The 15,175-nt window shown below is 62.9% G+C and carries 17 protein-coding genes and 2 pseudogenes; 10 read left to right on the plus strand and 9 right to left on the minus strand.

Annotated elements, in window-relative coordinates; genetic code table 11:
* Window positions 1–306: 306 nt before the first annotated feature.
* The 6 genes and pseudogenes from ACT535_RS11640 to ACT535_RS11665 form a co-directional block, all read right to left on the minus strand.
* On the minus strand, window positions 307–2,073 hold the full coding sequence (locus ACT535_RS11640; protein WP_476364464.1) for a DUF3987 domain-containing protein: 1,767 nt from the start codon (window positions 2,071–2,073) through the stop codon (window positions 307–309).
* Window positions 2,074–2,288: 215 nt separating this feature from the next.
* A pseudogene (locus ACT535_RS11645) lies at window positions 2,289–2,774 on the minus strand (bifunctional DNA primase/polymerase); the annotation flags it as partial.
* A complete protein-coding gene (locus tag ACT535_RS11650; protein WP_476364465.1) occupies window positions 2,771–2,947 on the minus strand; it encodes a hypothetical protein in 177 nt (58 codons plus the stop codon). The gene ACT535_RS11650 and the pseudogene ACT535_RS11645, both read right to left, overlap by 4 nt.
* Before the next feature lie 478 nt (window positions 2,948–3,425).
* Window positions 3,426–3,653, minus strand: a complete 228-nt coding sequence (locus ACT535_RS11655; RefSeq protein WP_476364466.1) for a helix-turn-helix transcriptional regulator — start codon at window positions 3,651–3,653, stop codon at window positions 3,426–3,428.
* A 447-nt stretch (window positions 3,654–4,100) separates the two neighbouring features.
* Window positions 4,101–4,289 carry a hypothetical protein gene (locus ACT535_RS11660; RefSeq protein ID WP_476364467.1) on the minus strand — a complete coding sequence of 63 codons (189 nt, stop codon included), beginning with the start codon at window positions 4,287–4,289 and terminating at the stop codon, window positions 4,101–4,103.
* Between the two features lie 126 nt (window positions 4,290–4,415).
* On the minus strand, window positions 4,416–4,643 hold the full coding sequence (locus ACT535_RS11665) for a hypothetical protein (protein ID WP_476364468.1): 228 nt from the start codon (window positions 4,641–4,643) through the stop codon (window positions 4,416–4,418).
* 14 nt (window positions 4,644–4,657) lie between these two features.
* Between ACT535_RS11665 and ACT535_RS11670 the strand changes: the two genes are divergently transcribed.
* The 10 genes and pseudogenes from ACT535_RS11670 to ACT535_RS11715 all read left to right on the plus strand — a co-directional run bounded on the left by ACT535_RS11670 (window position 4,658) and on the right by ACT535_RS11715 (window position 11,687).
* A complete protein-coding gene (locus tag ACT535_RS11670) occupies window positions 4,658–4,966 on the plus strand; it encodes a hypothetical protein (protein WP_476364469.1) in 309 nt (102 codons plus the stop codon).
* Between the two features lie 93 nt (window positions 4,967–5,059).
* On the plus strand, window positions 5,060–5,575 hold the full coding sequence (locus ACT535_RS11675) for a hypothetical protein (protein WP_476364470.1): 516 nt from the start codon (window positions 5,060–5,062) through the stop codon (window positions 5,573–5,575).
* Window positions 5,576–5,642: 67 nt separating this feature from the next.
* A complete protein-coding gene (locus ACT535_RS11680; protein ID WP_476364471.1) occupies window positions 5,643–5,972 on the plus strand; it encodes a hypothetical protein in 330 nt (109 codons plus the stop codon).
* A gap of 128 nt (window positions 5,973–6,100) precedes the next feature.
* A pseudogene (locus ACT535_RS11685) lies at window positions 6,101–6,187 on the plus strand (SOS response-associated peptidase); the annotation flags it as partial.
* Between the two features lie 566 nt (window positions 6,188–6,753).
* A complete protein-coding gene (locus ACT535_RS11690; protein ID WP_476364472.1) occupies window positions 6,754–7,743 on the plus strand; it encodes a hypothetical protein in 990 nt (329 codons plus the stop codon).
* 12 nt (window positions 7,744–7,755) lie between these two features.
* Window positions 7,756–9,357: a hypothetical protein gene (locus tag ACT535_RS11695; protein ID WP_476364473.1), complete on the plus strand. Its 1,602-nt coding sequence runs from the start codon at window positions 7,756–7,758 to the stop codon at window positions 9,355–9,357.
* Between the two features lie 353 nt (window positions 9,358–9,710).
* On the plus strand, window positions 9,711–10,277 hold the full coding sequence (locus ACT535_RS11700; RefSeq protein WP_476364474.1) for a hypothetical protein: 567 nt from the start codon (window positions 9,711–9,713) through the stop codon (window positions 10,275–10,277).
* Entirely contained in the window at window positions 10,274–10,885 is a 612-nt protein-coding gene (locus tag ACT535_RS11705) for a hypothetical protein (protein WP_476364475.1), read from the plus strand. Before ACT535_RS11700 ends, ACT535_RS11705 begins: the two co-directional genes overlap by 4 nt.
* Window positions 10,869–11,105 (plus strand): hypothetical protein, encoded by a 237-nt coding sequence (locus tag ACT535_RS11710; RefSeq protein ID WP_476364476.1) that lies wholly within the window; start codon window positions 10,869–10,871, stop codon window positions 11,103–11,105. The genes ACT535_RS11705 and ACT535_RS11710 overlap by 17 nt, the downstream gene beginning before the upstream one ends.
* 423 nt (window positions 11,106–11,528) lie before the next feature.
* Entirely contained in the window at window positions 11,529–11,687 is a 159-nt protein-coding gene (locus ACT535_RS11715) for a fumarylacetoacetate hydrolase family protein (protein WP_476364477.1), read from the plus strand.
* Between the two features lie 125 nt (window positions 11,688–11,812).
* Here ACT535_RS11715 and ACT535_RS11720 read toward each other — a convergent pair whose 3' ends face one another.
* The 3 genes from ACT535_RS11720 to ACT535_RS11730 form a co-directional block, all read right to left on the minus strand.
* Window positions 11,813–12,502 carry a GntR family transcriptional regulator gene (locus ACT535_RS11720; protein WP_374251528.1) on the minus strand — a complete coding sequence of 230 codons (690 nt, stop codon included), beginning with the start codon at window positions 12,500–12,502 and terminating at the stop codon, window positions 11,813–11,815.
* Window positions 12,503–12,595: 93 nt separating this feature from the next.
* Window positions 12,596–13,936 carry an FAD-dependent oxidoreductase gene (locus ACT535_RS11725; RefSeq protein ID WP_476364478.1) on the minus strand — a complete coding sequence of 447 codons (1,341 nt, stop codon included), beginning with the start codon at window positions 13,934–13,936 and terminating at the stop codon, window positions 12,596–12,598.
* 13 nt (window positions 13,937–13,949) lie between these two features.
* Window positions 13,950–15,158 carry an ABC transporter substrate-binding protein gene (locus tag ACT535_RS11730; protein ID WP_476364479.1) on the minus strand — a complete coding sequence of 403 codons (1,209 nt, stop codon included), beginning with the start codon at window positions 15,156–15,158 and terminating at the stop codon, window positions 13,950–13,952.
* Window positions 15,159–15,175 lie beyond the last annotated feature (17 nt).

Consider the following 15,175-nt stretch of genomic DNA (forward strand, 5'->3'; position numbering starts at 1 on the left):
GGACGCGCTTTATCGCTTCCCCAGGCGGGCTGTCCAAGGTCAACAAACCTCAACAGGGCCGGCATCCTCAAATAGCGGTCGACCCATTAGCATCTATTAGCATCCGCCCATCTCAGCCGTCGCAAGAGGGCAGGCCACCACTATGCAAAAGATCGGTCGCCCAGCACATTTCTGAGGCCACCCTGCACATCATCCATTGGCCGGCTGCGCAAAAATCGCCGGATTTACGGAAAAATCCTTGCTCGGTCGGCCCCGCTTTTCTGCAGCCGATATTGGCTGAAGAATGCCTGCCTCCACCAGTTCAGCTCAGCCCGCATCCATTGAGCTTGTTTCGCGAAGCGGTGCTCCCACCGTGTAACGCGCCTTCGAGGCATTGAATGGCGAAAGCCGCCTCTCGCGGATGTGCCGAGCGAGGATGGCCGCATTGGTTTCCGAGACGGGGATCGATGCGTCGCCGAATATCCGTTCGGCCATCGGCAAGAAGTAGCTCTCCATCATGTCGCACGCGGTGGACATAGCAGCTTCGCCGATGTTCGCTGGATCCTCCCACGACGCTTGCGGATCGGCGCACCACCAGAGATGCGTGAGCACGCAGGAAAGCCGCAGCGCATGGCCACGCGCCTTGCCAAGGGCGCTCTTCAATAGTGGAGACGCCCTGCTCTCACGAACCTTGATCGCCTGGGCGAAGCGCTCCAGCACGGCGAGGGCCGGTTCTTCCAGCGGCAGTAGAACGGGACTGTCCGGCAGCGGGGGCGCGTTCGAGCGCATGTGCAGCCGGCAACAGCGATTAACCACGCGCTCAGCGGGGCCTCGGTCGAAGGTTTCACTGGCGATGCGGAAACCGGCAACTGGGTCGGGCCAGCTCCAAAGAAAACGCGAAACAAAGCCGTCATCGGCGCCCTTCAGCAACTCGGCGGCTTTGTCCGGCTGAAGGGCGCCTATGATGCCGATGCTCAGATGCGGCACGCGAATGGGATCGCCGCTCTTTACGCGATCCACCGTGAAGCTGCGGCCGCCATAGGCTTCAAGGAAGAACTGGCGATCACTACCGCCGCCCCCGCTGTACCGGCCGAACGAGGCGAAAAGGCCCGCCAGTTCGTCGCGGTGAAGGATCAGGCAGGCAGGGTTCTCGGCAGACAGCGTAGCGAGGCGTTCGATTGTGCTGTCGCGGACGACGATCCGCTTCAGGAAGGGCTTCATCGGTTCCCGGAAGCCCTCAGGCAGAGCGACAGGGATGGCAGCCGCAAGCTCAGGATTGGACCGCATCGCTTCGCGAGCGGCGCTCTTGTGAGCGGCCATGATAGCGTCTGCGGCGAGCTTCTCTTCCTCGTACTCGCGCAGGCGATGCCGATAGTCTGCGTCGAGGGAGGCCTCTTCGCCGTTCACAAACGACATGACTGCTGAAGACGCTGGAGACTTCCCCGATGAAGGATCGCCGACCAGAGCTGCGAACAAGGTGGGAGGCTCTTCCCAACCCGCGCCAGCGAGCGGGCGACGGCGATTACCAAGGAGACCCCCGACCAACGCCAAGAGCGAGACGGACACGTAGTCGATCGGCGCGCACGTCGCACGGGCTTGAGCTTCAGCCCAGCGTGCGAGATGCGGGCCCAGCCATTCAGGATGAAATGTCGGAGGCGTGCGGCGGCCTTCTCGCAAAAGAGAAAGGTCGGGCACTTCCCACGTGGCGGCCATGCTTTCCGGCTCGATCACCTCGCCCGTCGCCGCGTCGTGGATGGTGCCATCGGACGACGCCGCCAGTTCGCGGTTCAGCTCCACGGCCGCCGCCGCGATCTCCTCGTCGCGCTGGAACTCCTCCGGCACCTGCCGAGGCTGCCCCATGCCGCCCTTGCGTGCCGACGCGATCGTCCGCAGCACCGATCGGCGGCCGTCATCCTTGACCAGCCCGCATGCTTCGGCCGCCTGCACCAGCGCGCCATGGGCGACATCCTCGGCCACCCACCCCGCCGCGACGAGCTGGAAGACGGCGAAGGCGGACGTGTTGAGCTGATTGTTCCGGCCGCCAGTGCCGCACTGTTCGAGTGCCTTGATCTCGGCATCGAACGCGCTCTCCACCCAAGCGCGCAGACGAGGATGCCCATGTCGAGCGTCCGCGCGGCACCCGGCCGGCAATCAGGTGCGGACGCGTCCGGAACCGTTGCAGGAACTGGAACAGAGGGTGGCCGGCTTGGTGCCTCCTCCTCGCGCTTTCCGGTGAGGATGGCGTGCAGCCAGTCGGGCAGCTCTGGCGCATGCAGGATGTCGAGCGGGTCGCCATCCGGGAAGGCATAGATGCCATCGTCCCGCGTCGCGTCCGGCGCGATCACGTAGCAGCCATCTCCGCGCACATCGATCGGGCATTCACTCCTGGGCGGCAGCGAGCCCCGGCCGTTGCCCAGCTTCTCGCCCGGCCGCTGCTTGAAATAGAAGTGGCGCCCGCCCGATGGCGTGTCCACCATCGGGCACTCAGGCACGCCACCATGCGCCTCCGCGATGCGCTCGAAGGCGGCGATGCCATCGGCGCCGTCAGCGTCCATGACGATCAGGCCAACCGCGCCCAGATGTATGCCGGGCATGGCGTCGGGATGGGCCGCCCACCACCGCTGTACCCGGTCGGTCTGGCCGGGCCGGGCCGACTTCCATGGCGTGCCATGGATCGGTTGCTTGGTGTCGTCGCACAGGAAGATCGCGAGCGAAGGCGCCAGCGCCAAGGCGAGCTTGGAGTTGGTTTGGATCGTGGCCGGATCGAAAGGTGGGTGGCGAACGCAGCCCATCATGCCACCACGCACTGATGCCGATGGAAGCGGAGGCGCGAGCGCTCGCGCCGCCTCTTCGCCGCGACGGTGCGGGCCGCCTTCTCGAATTGCGCCGCGATCTGATCGAGTTCAGGCTTGCGGGGACGTGCCCATCGCAGCATCTGCTCGACGCTGATGCGCGCGGCCGAGGACAACGAATTCCTCACACCAGCGCTCGTTCCAAAAGTTGAATGCCGACAGGTGCCTGAAGCCGGGCAGCACATAGTTCCGGCTGGCGAACACGCCTAGAATTTGCGCGGTTCGTTCATCGTCCACAACGCCAACGTCCCGATGAACAAGGAGTGGCGTTTTGGTGTGAAGAAAGCCGCCCGGATACCTGAGGGAGGGGGCCCGTCAGTGGACCGTCCATGTCTCGAACCCGATGTCGTGCAAAAGGCAAAGGCGACGGACATGTTCACCGCTATCGCGGGTACCGACATCAATTAAATGTAGATCATCTGGATCAATCTTGGCGATAAAAGCTTTCTGATCCGGATTATAGGTGAAAAAATTATATGAAATTAGTATGGACGGCTTGCAATGTGTCGTGTTTTCGACGATACGGATCATATTGACATCCCTCGAGTGCTCAGAAGGCTAGCCGTTGGCGCGGCTAGCCTTCTTCCGTTTCAGTCATGCTTCGCCCGCAAGGAACCGTTTCACCTCGCTCTCTTTGAAGCGAACATTCCTGCCGAGATAGACAGGTTTGAAACCCGCGCGGCGGACGAGCGACTCAGCGCCCGTGCGGCTCTTGAGCCCGGCAAGTGCCATTAGATCGCGTATTGTCAGGAGCCGCTCGCCGTCCCAGCCCGCAGGCGGATGACGAAGCGACTTATCTTCAACGTGATGAAGGGCGGACATAGTGCGCTCCACTGGAAGGAGCCGACCATCGTGCGATTATGGCTCCTGATTGACAGGAACTGCACGAATTGCGCGCGATAGCGCTTTGAGGCAGGACGTGCAGATATGTGAGGGGTCGGTCTTCAGTACGTCCTGCGCATAGCCCCGAGCTGAGTTGGTTGTATGCTGATTTGAGACTAGGGGCAAGGCGCTTGGTTACTGTTTTTCATGCCTGGAAGCGTTTCGCGATATTCGCAAATGACTGTATCCGACGGCCGAAACACATTTTAAACTGGCTGAAACATGCGTTGTGCGCTGACGCACACTGCCGACCGAGAATGCTGGATTTCGGGGCAGGTGCGAAAACTCGCAGAAAGGTTGGGTTGTGCGAAAATGCGCGTCCCCGCAGCGCCCCGGGCGGATTTCCAAACTTGCTTTGAAATTCGCCGCCGTCACGCCCATGCCCCCTCAAGCCGCCACGGTGTCGAGGAGGATGCTGGCGAGAAGCCGCGTCTCGGAAGGCGCTTCCTCATCCTTCGCCATTTCGCCAATCCACGTCGGCAGCTCGCTCCCCCCGAGAAACGAACGCAGCGCTCCCAGCTTCAAGGCCACATCCTCCTGCCGCGTGGCGCAGATCATGGCGATCTCGCCCGCCACCGCGTCCGCTTTCCCCAGGAGTGCAAACTTGCTTTTTTCTAACCGCCGCAGCTCGGCGGATGTGGCGCACTCAGCCTGTCCAGCCTTCCACGAATACAACGCAGGAATGAGGTCTTTCCGCCCGATTCAGAACAACACCATGTCGAGACGATAGGCGAGCTGCCAATATCCCTCATCGGACAGCGTAAACGGCCGGGAGCCGTTAATGTTGAGTACGATAAGCTCGGGATGGGGAGCCGGTGCACTCATGCGGAGCGTCAGCATTTCGGCGTCGATGGCCGCATCCATTGCTTGGATGAAGGTCGTGATCGTCTTGAGAGAGGAGACGAGATCAGGGAGAGCGGTGGCAGGCATGGCTTTTCCTTCAGTTGAATGCTGGATGGGAGAGATCAGGCGATGCGGGAAAGGCGAAGCGCTTCGTCGGCAGCGCGCACCTTCGCGAGGGCAGCGGCAACGCCACCCCAAGGCACGAACGCGGCACGCACGCGCTCAGCGAGGACGGCATCTTCAGTGGTGAAGGTGAGCCTGTCCGCAGAACCGATCAGGCGGCGAAGGAGTGCCCCAAGCTCGCCACGGCCACCGAGGCGGCTATGCAATGGGCTTTCGAAAACGGGTGGAACCTGTTCACCGCCGCCATCTCCCTCGCCGGGCTGTGGATTGCATGGCTGAAGCCGTAGCATCCCTACATGTTTTGGATTGCACGAGTGCGCCTAGGCGCGCTTTGCGTGCATGCCTAAGGTCAAGCCCATCTTGGGCAGATCGAGGCAGATATGCACCCCGCCGCACTGACATTGGCCGCGCTTGTCCTGGCTGGCTGCCAGACCGTCGCCGACCTCATTCCGAGAAATTGGCAGAACGGCTCGCTCACCACCGAGGCAGAGCGGGAGCCGCAGTCGTCATCGACAAAAGCCGGTGCAAACAGGTTTCTGTCGGAGCGCGCCGATGCCCAGCGCCTCGATCAGCGCCGAGCTGGCAAGATACATGGCCTCTGGGACAGCGACATCCTCAAGGGGGGAGAGAACGGACGATCGGGGCACGGTCACATCAATGCGAAGCGGAAGCAGCCCGTTTTCCAGGGCATGGCGGACGGAATGGCCATCCGCCAGTCCATTGAGGCGAGCGCAGCGCGGTCGAAAATCTATCGCGGCTGCAGGTATCACCTCGGGGTGGACGGAGGGTTGATTGACCGACAACACTTGGCGGATGCTTTTGGTGGACAAGCGCGATATCGGCAATTGACTTTGGATCTTCGCCATGCGCCCATGCTTATGCACTGCCAAATATGACATGCCCTTATAGGGCCAAATTAGGCATGCGGTGCTTTCCTTCAATCTGCACGATTAGGAGAGCGTCATGAGTGCGCTTAGGTTGGAAGAGCTTCTAGACTTCGAAGGTGCTGCCGCTTGGCGGTTCATGAAGGCAGAGCAATTCCCGAATGATCTGAGAAACGCCGAGGCTGCGGAGCACCTCGGTAAACTTGCGGAGAGCTTACCGAGCCTGAATGGCAGTAGCCTGCATAAGAGGATTTCTTGCGTAGTCGAAAAGCTCGATGAACAAGACCCATTCCGGATGCATGAAGAAGCCGGTCAGATGCTTAGGTCTGTCGGCTTCTCCTGGCTGCCTGAGACGGTGGAAGAAGCTCTAAACCAGGTTGCCGAAAAGCTCGAAAGCCTCGTCCAATAATCCGATCTTTCAGTGAGCGCGCGGCCCGGTGTTGATCGCCGGGCCGCCTGCTTTTCCACGTGGAAGCTGCCGTTTGGTGGTTCGGCACCATATTCCCTTTTGCGTCCCCGCTACCCCTCAAGTATCCCGTCGCCAGCATCCACCCGAAAGCCATGCCGGTGATCCTGACGGAGCCGCAAGAAATCGATGTCTGGATGCGTGCTCCGTGGCAATAGGCGAACGTGCTCCAGCGTCCGCTCCGGGCGCCCTCTCGGAGTCGCCCGCTTTGCGCCCCATCTCGGTCGTAGAAATCGGATTACCGATTTCCTGAGAGCAGACGGTGCATTTTGCCGCTCGAGAGGTCCTGGTTGCGCCCGGAGCGGAAGTTGGCATCCGGCCAGCGAGCGGACGTTCACGCCCTCGGTTGTGAGGCGCGCCATTCGCGTGAGGATCCTCGAGCTTTAGGGCCTCCCTTCGTCCGGGACTGGAGTCGACTTCGGAATCTGCGAGGCCGGAGCGTGGACGAAGTACCGTTTGATCAGCTGGCGTAGGCCCATCTGCATATCGATGCGCAGTATAGAGGGGGCCGCCCCGGCAATGCCGGTGATGACCCGCTGCCGCGCCTGCTGCGAGTGGACTGCCAGTGCGGATTTCGAAAGCGGGGGCGCAGCGGGAATTCTACAATGGTGCTAGGATTTTTTCTCAAATGATAATTAGTTTACGGCGCTGCGGACGATAATGGCTTATTTTCTTTAATTGCCAGTTTGACTGAGAATAGAAATTTGACTAGGGGGAAAACGGATTGGCAGAATTCTCTCTCTACGGACGCATGCTCGAATACGGCACCCTCGCGGAAGCGCCGGGCGATATTCCTGACGCGCGCTTCGCCTTGCCCTCGACAATCCACTGGATGCGTGGCCTCGCCATTCTCGCGGAGGCGGCCGATGCGGGCTTTTTGTCGGCGCGGGCGTTTTATGCGTCTGTACCACGGCGAGAGATGGCAGACCGTGAGATCAACACGGTCTGCGAGCAGATGCTATTCGCCCTGCACCAACTTGCCGCCCTGGCGGCGCTTGAAGTCGTGCCCAACAAGGCGGATGTCGCGCGCATCGGGATCGTTACCTGGTACTATGGGATTTACGGTGCTGCTTCCGCCATGATCGCTGCCGGCGACGGATCCTTTCCCGAAACCCACGCCGCAACCGCGCAACAATGGGACCGCCAGTTTGCGGTCAACCGCCTCGTCGTCGCGCCTTTCGCCGACCGGCTATCGAATCTGACCGATGTCGATTTCAAAAAGCAACTCGAGGGTCCGCGGGGTTGCGGCAAGCACTCACTGACAGTCAAGCCCGCTTCGGAGGAACAGGCGTGGGGCTGCATCGCCGAGTATCTCGCCGGGACTGCCGACTGGGAGCAATGGAACATTCGGGAGCGCGTACGCGCAAGCCGTGAGTTCAGGGATCTGGGCGCCGACAGTTTTCGCACGGCCGCCGCCCGTGGCCTGCGCGACGGGGCATATGCCAAGCGCAGCATCGCCTTTCTGCATCAGGCCTCGCGCTATCGCGGAAAGGCCAATTATCGCGACGCCATCTATCTCGGCTACGGCAAGCCTGTGCCCCGCTTGCTCGACGGGTTCATCGTCGATCTCGCCAGTGTTCTCCGGGCGTTTTCAGGCATGGCGGCGGCCTATTGCGCCGCGCGGCTCGGCCGCCAGATCTGGTCTGATTTCATCGCTGACCTCGAGGCGAAACGAGCCCTTTCGCTTTCGCCGTCATCGATTTGGGCGATATAAGGCGGCTCACGCATGAAAAAGGAGTTTGAGGATCTCACTCGGCGGATCGATGCGATCAGCGCCGAGATTGAACCGCTCCTGCCGAAGCTCGCTGCAGCCAGGCATGCCCATTTCTCCAATCCGACCAAGCAGAACGAAGCCGACCTTGATGCGATTCAGGCAGAGGTGCTCGCTCTGCACGAGGAGAGCTCCCGCCTCGTGGCGGAGCTACCTGCTGCGAGCGGTCTGCCGCTTGAGATGTTCGAGCATGCGATGACAGCTGAGGCTGTTCCGGGCGCTCGCCCCGATCATCTGCCCCGGCAGAATCTGACGGTGGATCAGATCGAGACCACAGCCGACATCGATGCCCTGCTTCCCGATGCGCTTGACCGCATGGAGAGCCTTCTGCCCAAGGGATGGCTCGGCGATCAACCGAGAGACGCAGGCCGGCTCGGCTCGCTTCTGGACTCGGAGGCCTTCCTGTCGCTGACAAAGGGAACCCGACTTGACGGCGCGAACTCTGCCCTGCACCGGCTTCGGCAGGCGATCTTCGTGGGCCGGGACTACCACGAGGGCCACAATCTTTATGATCACTTCGCCGGCGCGGCTCTCATCCCGGCGATGGTCAGGCTCGCAACGCAGGGCTATCACATCGGTCAAGTCGGGGGCGAAAGGGAGGAGCGGCTCCGGCATCTCTGGCATGGGCCGAGTTCGCAGGTCGACGCCACTATATTCGAGTTGCTGACCGCTGCTGCGTGCGTCGAGATGGGGCGCAGCGTCGAATTTTTCACGGCAACGGACAAGAAGTCGCCCGACATCCGCTGCCACGATCCGTTCCCGCTCGTGATCGAGTGCAAGAGGCAAGAGACGGTCTCGCAATACGAAGCTTTGGAAGAGGCGCGCATGCGGGCGTTGTTCGCGGTGCTGCGTGCCGAGGCCAGCAAGCGAGGTCTTTGCGCAGCGTTCAGGCTGACATTTTCGGTTGAAGCATCGCTGATCGCCATCGGCGACGTTGCCGCCAAGCTCGTCAGCCAGCGCCTCGCACCACACCCCGAACGACCCTTGCGCTACGATTGGGGCACGATTGCCCTTGTGCCCATGCCCTTGTCGGTGGACCTTCCGTCCAACACGCGGCTCTACAGCCCGAACATGCTCCAAAATCTGTTCGACTGGTCAGCGGACCTGCCGGACTGGGACGGCATCTGCTGCTCGGTCGACATGGGCGGAGAGGCGAGTACCGACAGGGTGCGCTCGCCGATCGCGATGATGTGGCGCAACGACTCGCCCGAGGCCCTAAAGAAGCGAACCTGGGCGCCGTCGAATCTGTTCGGCGCGGCCAGCTTCCAGGTGCCGGCGGGAGAATTCGGCATCGTCTATGTGAATTATGTCGAAGGTGCACGCGCCGAAATCGCTGACATGCGCGTGAAAGCATTCAGCGATCGCCTGCACGAATTCAAGCACTCAGCAAAGGTCCGAATTCCGATTGCGGTTCTCAGCCGACTCTATCCAAGGCCGCTCAACGAAGGACAGCCTGACCTCATCGAGAGCAGCGTTCGGTATGTGAGCGGCCTCTACGGCGATGCTTTTCTCTTCGAGTCTTTCCCCACAACAATATTCACGCTGGAAGGTTCGTAGGATTCGACGACATCGTATCTAGCCTGTCCGCCTTACTTCACTCCCGAGCTGACATTCGGCTTTCTGCCCCCGAATGGCCGCGAAGGGTCACTTTTCGCGCTACGCGTGTAGAAGGCGCCAACGGCCGTAGCGGGATGTAAAGCGGACTGGCGGCTTCAGGGCAGCTATGCGGGGATCGTCGCCGACCTCAGACTGTGGAGATGGCAAAAGCGCGGCTGGCCCCGCAATGACAGCACAGTTGAAAGACGGCTGGCCGAAACCGCCGGATTCGGTTCACGACAGCCCGACCCGCCCCTTTGAGCGGGATGCCGCCATTATCTTGCTGCCGCGACGGGCACAGCTATGGTGATGCGATGCCGCTCGATCATTTCATTCCCCAGGTGCATCTGCGAAACTTGTACTCGACCGATGACAAGGGCCGCCTGGGGACGGAAAATGTGTGCCGAAGGCCGGACGCAAGCACGAACCTCTACCTTCATGAGCCTCGGGCGATCGAAGAATTCCTGGAGCGCATCGAACCGAACTACAATGCCGCGCTCGATGCCGTGCGCAACCGCGCGATCGAGGTCGAGCATGTCTATGTGATCGCCGGCTTCGTCGCCTACACCTTCAGCGCCCGAACCGGAGGATCAGACGGAATGAGGCTGATCGCCCCGCTCACGCAAAGAGCGTGCTTTGTGACGCTTCCGGGGACGGAGAAGGAGAAGCGGATCGTGCCCCACGGGATCAAAGCTGATCACGACCTCGCCCGTCGAATCTCTCTCATCCTGACCCAAGCCGCCGTCGAGGAGTTTCTCTCGGCTCCCGATTTTGTGCCCTTTGACGGTGAGGGCGGGTCCCTCGGCGACCTCCTCGAAGACCTTGCCAAGCGCGCCCGCGAGCAGGATAGGGATCACACCCATTCCGGATCTTCAAATTGACCCTTGATTCAAAGCTGATCGCCAAGCAGCAGCGGCTCAAACAGATCCTCCAGGACGAGATCAAGGACGGCGAGTTCGAGCGCTTGGTCGCGTCGCTCGTGAGCCGGATGCTCGATGTCGGCATCGCGATGGCCAAGCACGGCTTCCAGTTCGGTGGCGATGCCGGCCCCAGTGGCCGCGAAGGCCGGCGCTTCCGTATCGAAACCAAGCGCTACGCCGACACCACGTCCCTTAGCCATCGCGAACTCCTGGGCGAAGTGGATCACGCGCTGCGACGGGATGCGGCGCTCGAAGGCTGGTTCCTCGCCGCCACGCGGCGCGTCTCTGAGCAATTGGAGACGGACCTCCTTCTCCACGGCGAAACCCACGGCGTCCCCATCATCTTCATCGATTGCAAGGACGACGACGACGTCTGGTCCCTGACCGCGCTCTGTACCGTCGACCCTGCCATCCTCGACAAATTGGTGTCCAAAGAAGCGGGCGACATCGCCCGGGATTTCGTCACCGTGGCCAGCGGCCAGTTGCAGCGTCTCCGCCGCGAATGTGAGGCGTGGCAACTTGGCTTCGAGACGCTGCGAAAAGTGGGGGGCGTTGAACAATTGGCTTGATGCCATCTCCGGACTCGACGAACGGGCCGAGATTCTGCGCGCATCCGTCTCTATCATGGTCGCGCGCGATGGCCCCCTGCCGGAGTACGCCAAGGCCATCCTGCTCGCCTGGCTGCAGAGCCAGAACATTCCAGATACCCACCTCGCCGATCTCATCGGCCTCGCGAGACCATTGGCGGAACACCTCCTCGGCGCGATCGAGATTTTATCGGATCCCTGAAAGCAGACGTTTCCGCCCACCACTATGGAGGTCATGGTTGCGCCAGAAGCGGGCACTGGCTGCGCCTCCCAATCCCGACATTCACCTGAAATCAGAACGTCGCCTTTCCGATCGAGGCACCTTAGCCACATGCAACGTCTGGCCGGTGATGAAGGCCGTATCGTCTGACAACATGAACGCGACAGCGGGGCGGTTTCCTGCCGTACTCCGAACGACCCGTGGGCACGCCGGACAGGTAGCGCGCTTCGCCCGCGCTGTCCGGCGCGTTGTTGGCGGGAAACAATTCGGTCGCCGTCAGCCTGGGAGCGCATCCTTCAAGATGCAGTCGTCTCAGTGAGACTAGGCAAGGGCTGCGACAGCTTCGGCCTGGTAGGACCCATCCTCGTCACCAAGAACGATGTGCCTGATCCCTAGGACCTGGACATGCGCCTCGACGTGAACGGCCTGCACATGCAGAGCGACAACACGCTGACCACGATGTTCGGCGTCCGGGAGATTGTCGCCTGTTGCAGCCGCTACCTGCCCCTCCTGCCCGGCAACATCGTCGCCACTCGCAAGCCACCGGGCTTGGCATGGGCATGAAGAGCGATCCCGTTTGGCTACGGTCGGGGACGTGGTTGAGCTGGAGATTGCGGGGCTCGGCTGCCAGCGCCAGCAGGCGGTCGCCGCGCGCTAAGGCTCAGTCCCTCAGGCGACGGGGGCTGGGGTCAGCCGTTGATGATGATGCGGCGGGTGAATTCTACCGCATAATCCGTCATCGCGTCGCAGGCGGCAGCCGCGCCTGCCTCGTCGCCTCGGCCGATGGCGAGGGCGAGGTCTGCGTGCACGCGGGCGACCTCGGTCAGGTCGCCGAAGCGCTCGCGGTGAACATAGAAGAAGCGACGCGAAAGCGCGTGCAGCGGCGACAGCGCTCGCGCTGCATAGGGGTTGCGCGCGCAGGCGCAGGTGAACTTCTTAAGCGCGAAATGAACCCTGAGGTAGCGGATGGGGTCGCGCGCTTCGCCGATATCGTGGAGTTCACGCGCGCCGGCCACGTGCGCCTCGCGCTCCTCCGCCGTGGCGCGCCGCGCCGCGGCGACGGAGACGAGGCGCTCCAGTTCGCGGCGCGCTTCCAGCACCAGCAACTGATTGCCTACCTCCACCTCGGTGATTTTGATGCCGTGCCGCCGCAGGAGCACAACGAGATGGTCGGCCGCAAGGCGCTGCAATGCCTCCCGCACCGGAGTGCGGCCGATTCCCGTGCGCTCGCTGAGGCCGGCTTCGGACCACAGGCTGCCCGGTGGCAGGGTGGCGGTCACGATCAGTTCCTCCAGCGCCTCGTAAGCCTGATCGCCGAGCCGCAGCTCGGCATTGGCGGAGCCCCTGGAAATGGCAGTCTGAAGAGGAAGATCGCTCACACGCACACAGTGGACGGAGGGAAAACTTGTCGAAGTGTATGCCAGTCGGTCGCTGCACTGCAACGCCGCATAATGTCTTCCGGTGGGGCGCCCTCAATCGAGGCGCGCGCCGTCCCGGTTGAGCAACGCGCGCAGGTCGGCACCGTCGATGTCCCGGGGGGCGATGCCCTCCAGTGCGGCAAGGGCGGCGGCATGGCCGATGGCGTGGCCATAGCTGAAGCACTGGGCCGTCACGCGGGCGGAGGCGACCGCTTCGTGCTCCGCCGAGAGGCACCGCCCCGCGGTCAGCAGCCCTTCGCCGCGCTCGGGCACGAAGCAGCCGTAGGGTATCTCGTAGACATCATCCAGCAGCCACTCCACCCGGGGCTTGGCGCCAGAATGCAGCTCGATGGGCCAGGGCGAGCGGGCGATCCCGTCGCGGAATTTCGCCCCCGCCAGGATGTCGGCATTGCGCAGGGTGGTGATGCCCTTCGCTTGGCGCGTCTGGCGCACGCCCACCTGGACGCCTGTGTCATTGACGAAGCTGGCCTCGCAGCCGGCGAGGTGGTCGCGGAAGAAGCGCGCATATTCGCGCACCTGACGCCGCCCCTCGATCTCAGCCTCGCTGAAGTCACGCGCGAACAGGGGATTGAGCTCCCGGCCGTCGGCGCCGATCACCCGCGTGCAGTTGCACAGCAGCTCGCCAGGCCGGGTGGTGGGAAACAGCCAGATCTTCGCCCGCGGCAGGTCATAGCCGTTGCCGGCGCCTTTCTCGCGGATCAGGGCCGAGACCTCCTCGCCCATGATGGTGTCCTCGCCATAGGCCGCGAGGAAGCGCGCGGTGTCGACGCCCATGAGGCGGAAAATCATGGTGGGGTTCTGCACCCGGCCATCCTGCCCGACGAAGGAGGGAAAGCCGGCCATGGCCACCACGTCGGCGTCGCCGCTGGCATCCACCGTTACCTTGGCGCGGATGGTGGCAGGGCCCTCCTTGGTATAGGCGGTAACCCCCTCGATGCGTTCGCCGCCGTCCACCAGGGCACCCACTACGGTGGTGTGGTAGACCACCTGCACCCCCGCTTCCATCAGCAGCGCATCGGCCGCCTCCCGCCAGACGAGGGGATCATGCACGCGGGTGAAGGTCTTGCCGTAGCGCACCGGCTCGGCGAGGCCTCCGCGATACTCCATCGCCGCGACGAACTCGTCGAGGAAGCCTTGGACCATCTGGAGCGGCGGCGCGGCGCGATTGTCGGTGGCCGCATACATGCCGCACAGGGTGCCGGAAAGTCCGGCCACCGCCCCGCCACCGCAGAAGCCGTAGCGCTCCAGCACCACCACCTTGGCGCCCTGCCGTGCGGCCACGACGGCGGCAGCCAGGCCGGATGCGCCGCCGCCAACGACTAGAACATCCGCATCAAGGGCAAGCTGTGCCCGCCGGTCCAGGGATTGTGTCACCGTTCAAGTTCCTTCAGTGAGCCGGATTGCAACCACCACTCGCCAGGGGGCGAAACGCCTCTGCGGCAGGGACGGTTCGCAGGAGCTTGTAGAGATCATAGGTGCCCTTGCTCTCGCCGGGCGCCTTCACCTCGAATAGATAGAGATCGTGGATCTTGCGCCCATCGGCGCGAATCTCGCCCACGCCGAACAGCGGGTCGTCGGTCTTTGTCGCCTTCATCTTGTCCACCACGGCCTTGCCGTCGTCGGTGCCTGCGGAGGCGCGGGCCTTGAGATAGTGCAGCACGGCGCCGTAGACGCCCGCATGGACCATGTTGGGATAGACGCCGTTGTTGCGGGCAGCGAAGCGCCTGCCGAAATCGCGGGTGCCATCGTTGAGGTCCCAGTAGAACGCTTCGGTGAGCACCAGCCCCTGTGCTGCCTTGAGGCCGAGCGCATGGATGTCGCTTAGGGTGATGAGCATGCTCGCCAGCTTCTGGCCGCCCTGCACGAGGCCAAATTCGGCCGCCTGCTTGACGCCGTTGATGGTGTCCGCGCCGGCATTGCCGAAGGCCACAACCTCCGCCTTGGAGGCCTGGGCCTGCACCAGGAAGGACGAGAAATCGGACGTGCCCACCGGATGGCGGACTTTGCCGAGAATCTTCCCGCCGGCGGCCGTCAGCGAATCGCTCGCGTCCCGCTCCAGGGCGTAGCCGAAGGAATAGTCGACGGTGATGAAGAACCAGGTGTCGTAGCCGGCCTTGGTCAGCGCGTCGCCGGTGGAATTGGCGAGCGCCCAGGTATCGTAGGTCCAGTGTACGGTGTTGGGTGAGCAGTTCTTGCCGGTGATGTCCGAGGTGCCGGCTCCGGAGACGAGCAGCACTTTGTTCTTTTCGCGGGCGATCTCCGCGACCGCCAGCGCCACCGAGGAGGTGGGTACGTCGGCGATGGCCTCGACGCCGTCCTGATCGAACCAGCGCCGCGCGATGGAGGAGCCCACGTCCGCCTTGTTCTGGTGGTCGGCCGCGACGATCTCCACCGGCGCGCCGCCGACCTTGCCGCCGAAATCCTCGGCCGCCATGCGTGCTGCGAGCACGGAGCCTGGGCCGCCGAAATCGGAATAGATGCCGCTCATGTCGGTCAGTACGCCGATCTTCACGGGCTTGTCCGCCGCCTGCGCAGCACCGCCCAGCCCACTTAGGGTGGTGGCGGCGAGCGCAAGGACTAACCGTCTTATTGTCATTTTTCCCTCCCGGTCGT

It is taken from the genome of Xanthobacter sp. DMC12 (assembly GCF_056314105.1).

Excerpts from the sequence above, each read along its gene's own strand:
- ACT535_RS11665 (WP_476364468.1), bottom strand. The coding sequence starts at position 4,643 with ATGCCTGCCACCGCTCTCCCTGATCTCGTCTCCTCTCTCAAGACGATC.
- ACT535_RS11695 (WP_476364473.1), top strand. The coding sequence starts at position 7,756 with ATGAAAAAGGAGTTTGAGGATCTCACTCGGCGGATCGATGCGATCAGC.
- ACT535_RS11680 (WP_476364471.1), top strand. The coding sequence starts at position 5,643 with ATGAGTGCGCTTAGGTTGGAAGAGCTTCTAGACTTCGAAGGTGCTGCC.
- ACT535_RS11715 (WP_476364477.1), top strand. The coding sequence starts at position 11,529 with ATGCGCCTCGACGTGAACGGCCTGCACATGCAGAGCGACAACACGCTG.
- ACT535_RS11730 (WP_476364479.1), bottom strand. The coding sequence starts at position 15,158 with ATGACAATAAGACGGTTAGTCCTTGCGCTCGCCGCCACCACCCTAAGT.
- ACT535_RS11700 (WP_476364474.1), top strand. The coding sequence starts at position 9,711 with ATGCCGCTCGATCATTTCATTCCCCAGGTGCATCTGCGAAACTTGTAC.
- ACT535_RS11675 (WP_476364470.1), top strand. The coding sequence starts at position 5,060 with ATGCACCCCGCCGCACTGACATTGGCCGCGCTTGTCCTGGCTGGCTGC.
- ACT535_RS11655 (WP_476364466.1), bottom strand. The coding sequence starts at position 3,653 with ATGTCCGCCCTTCATCACGTTGAAGATAAGTCGCTTCGTCATCCGCCT.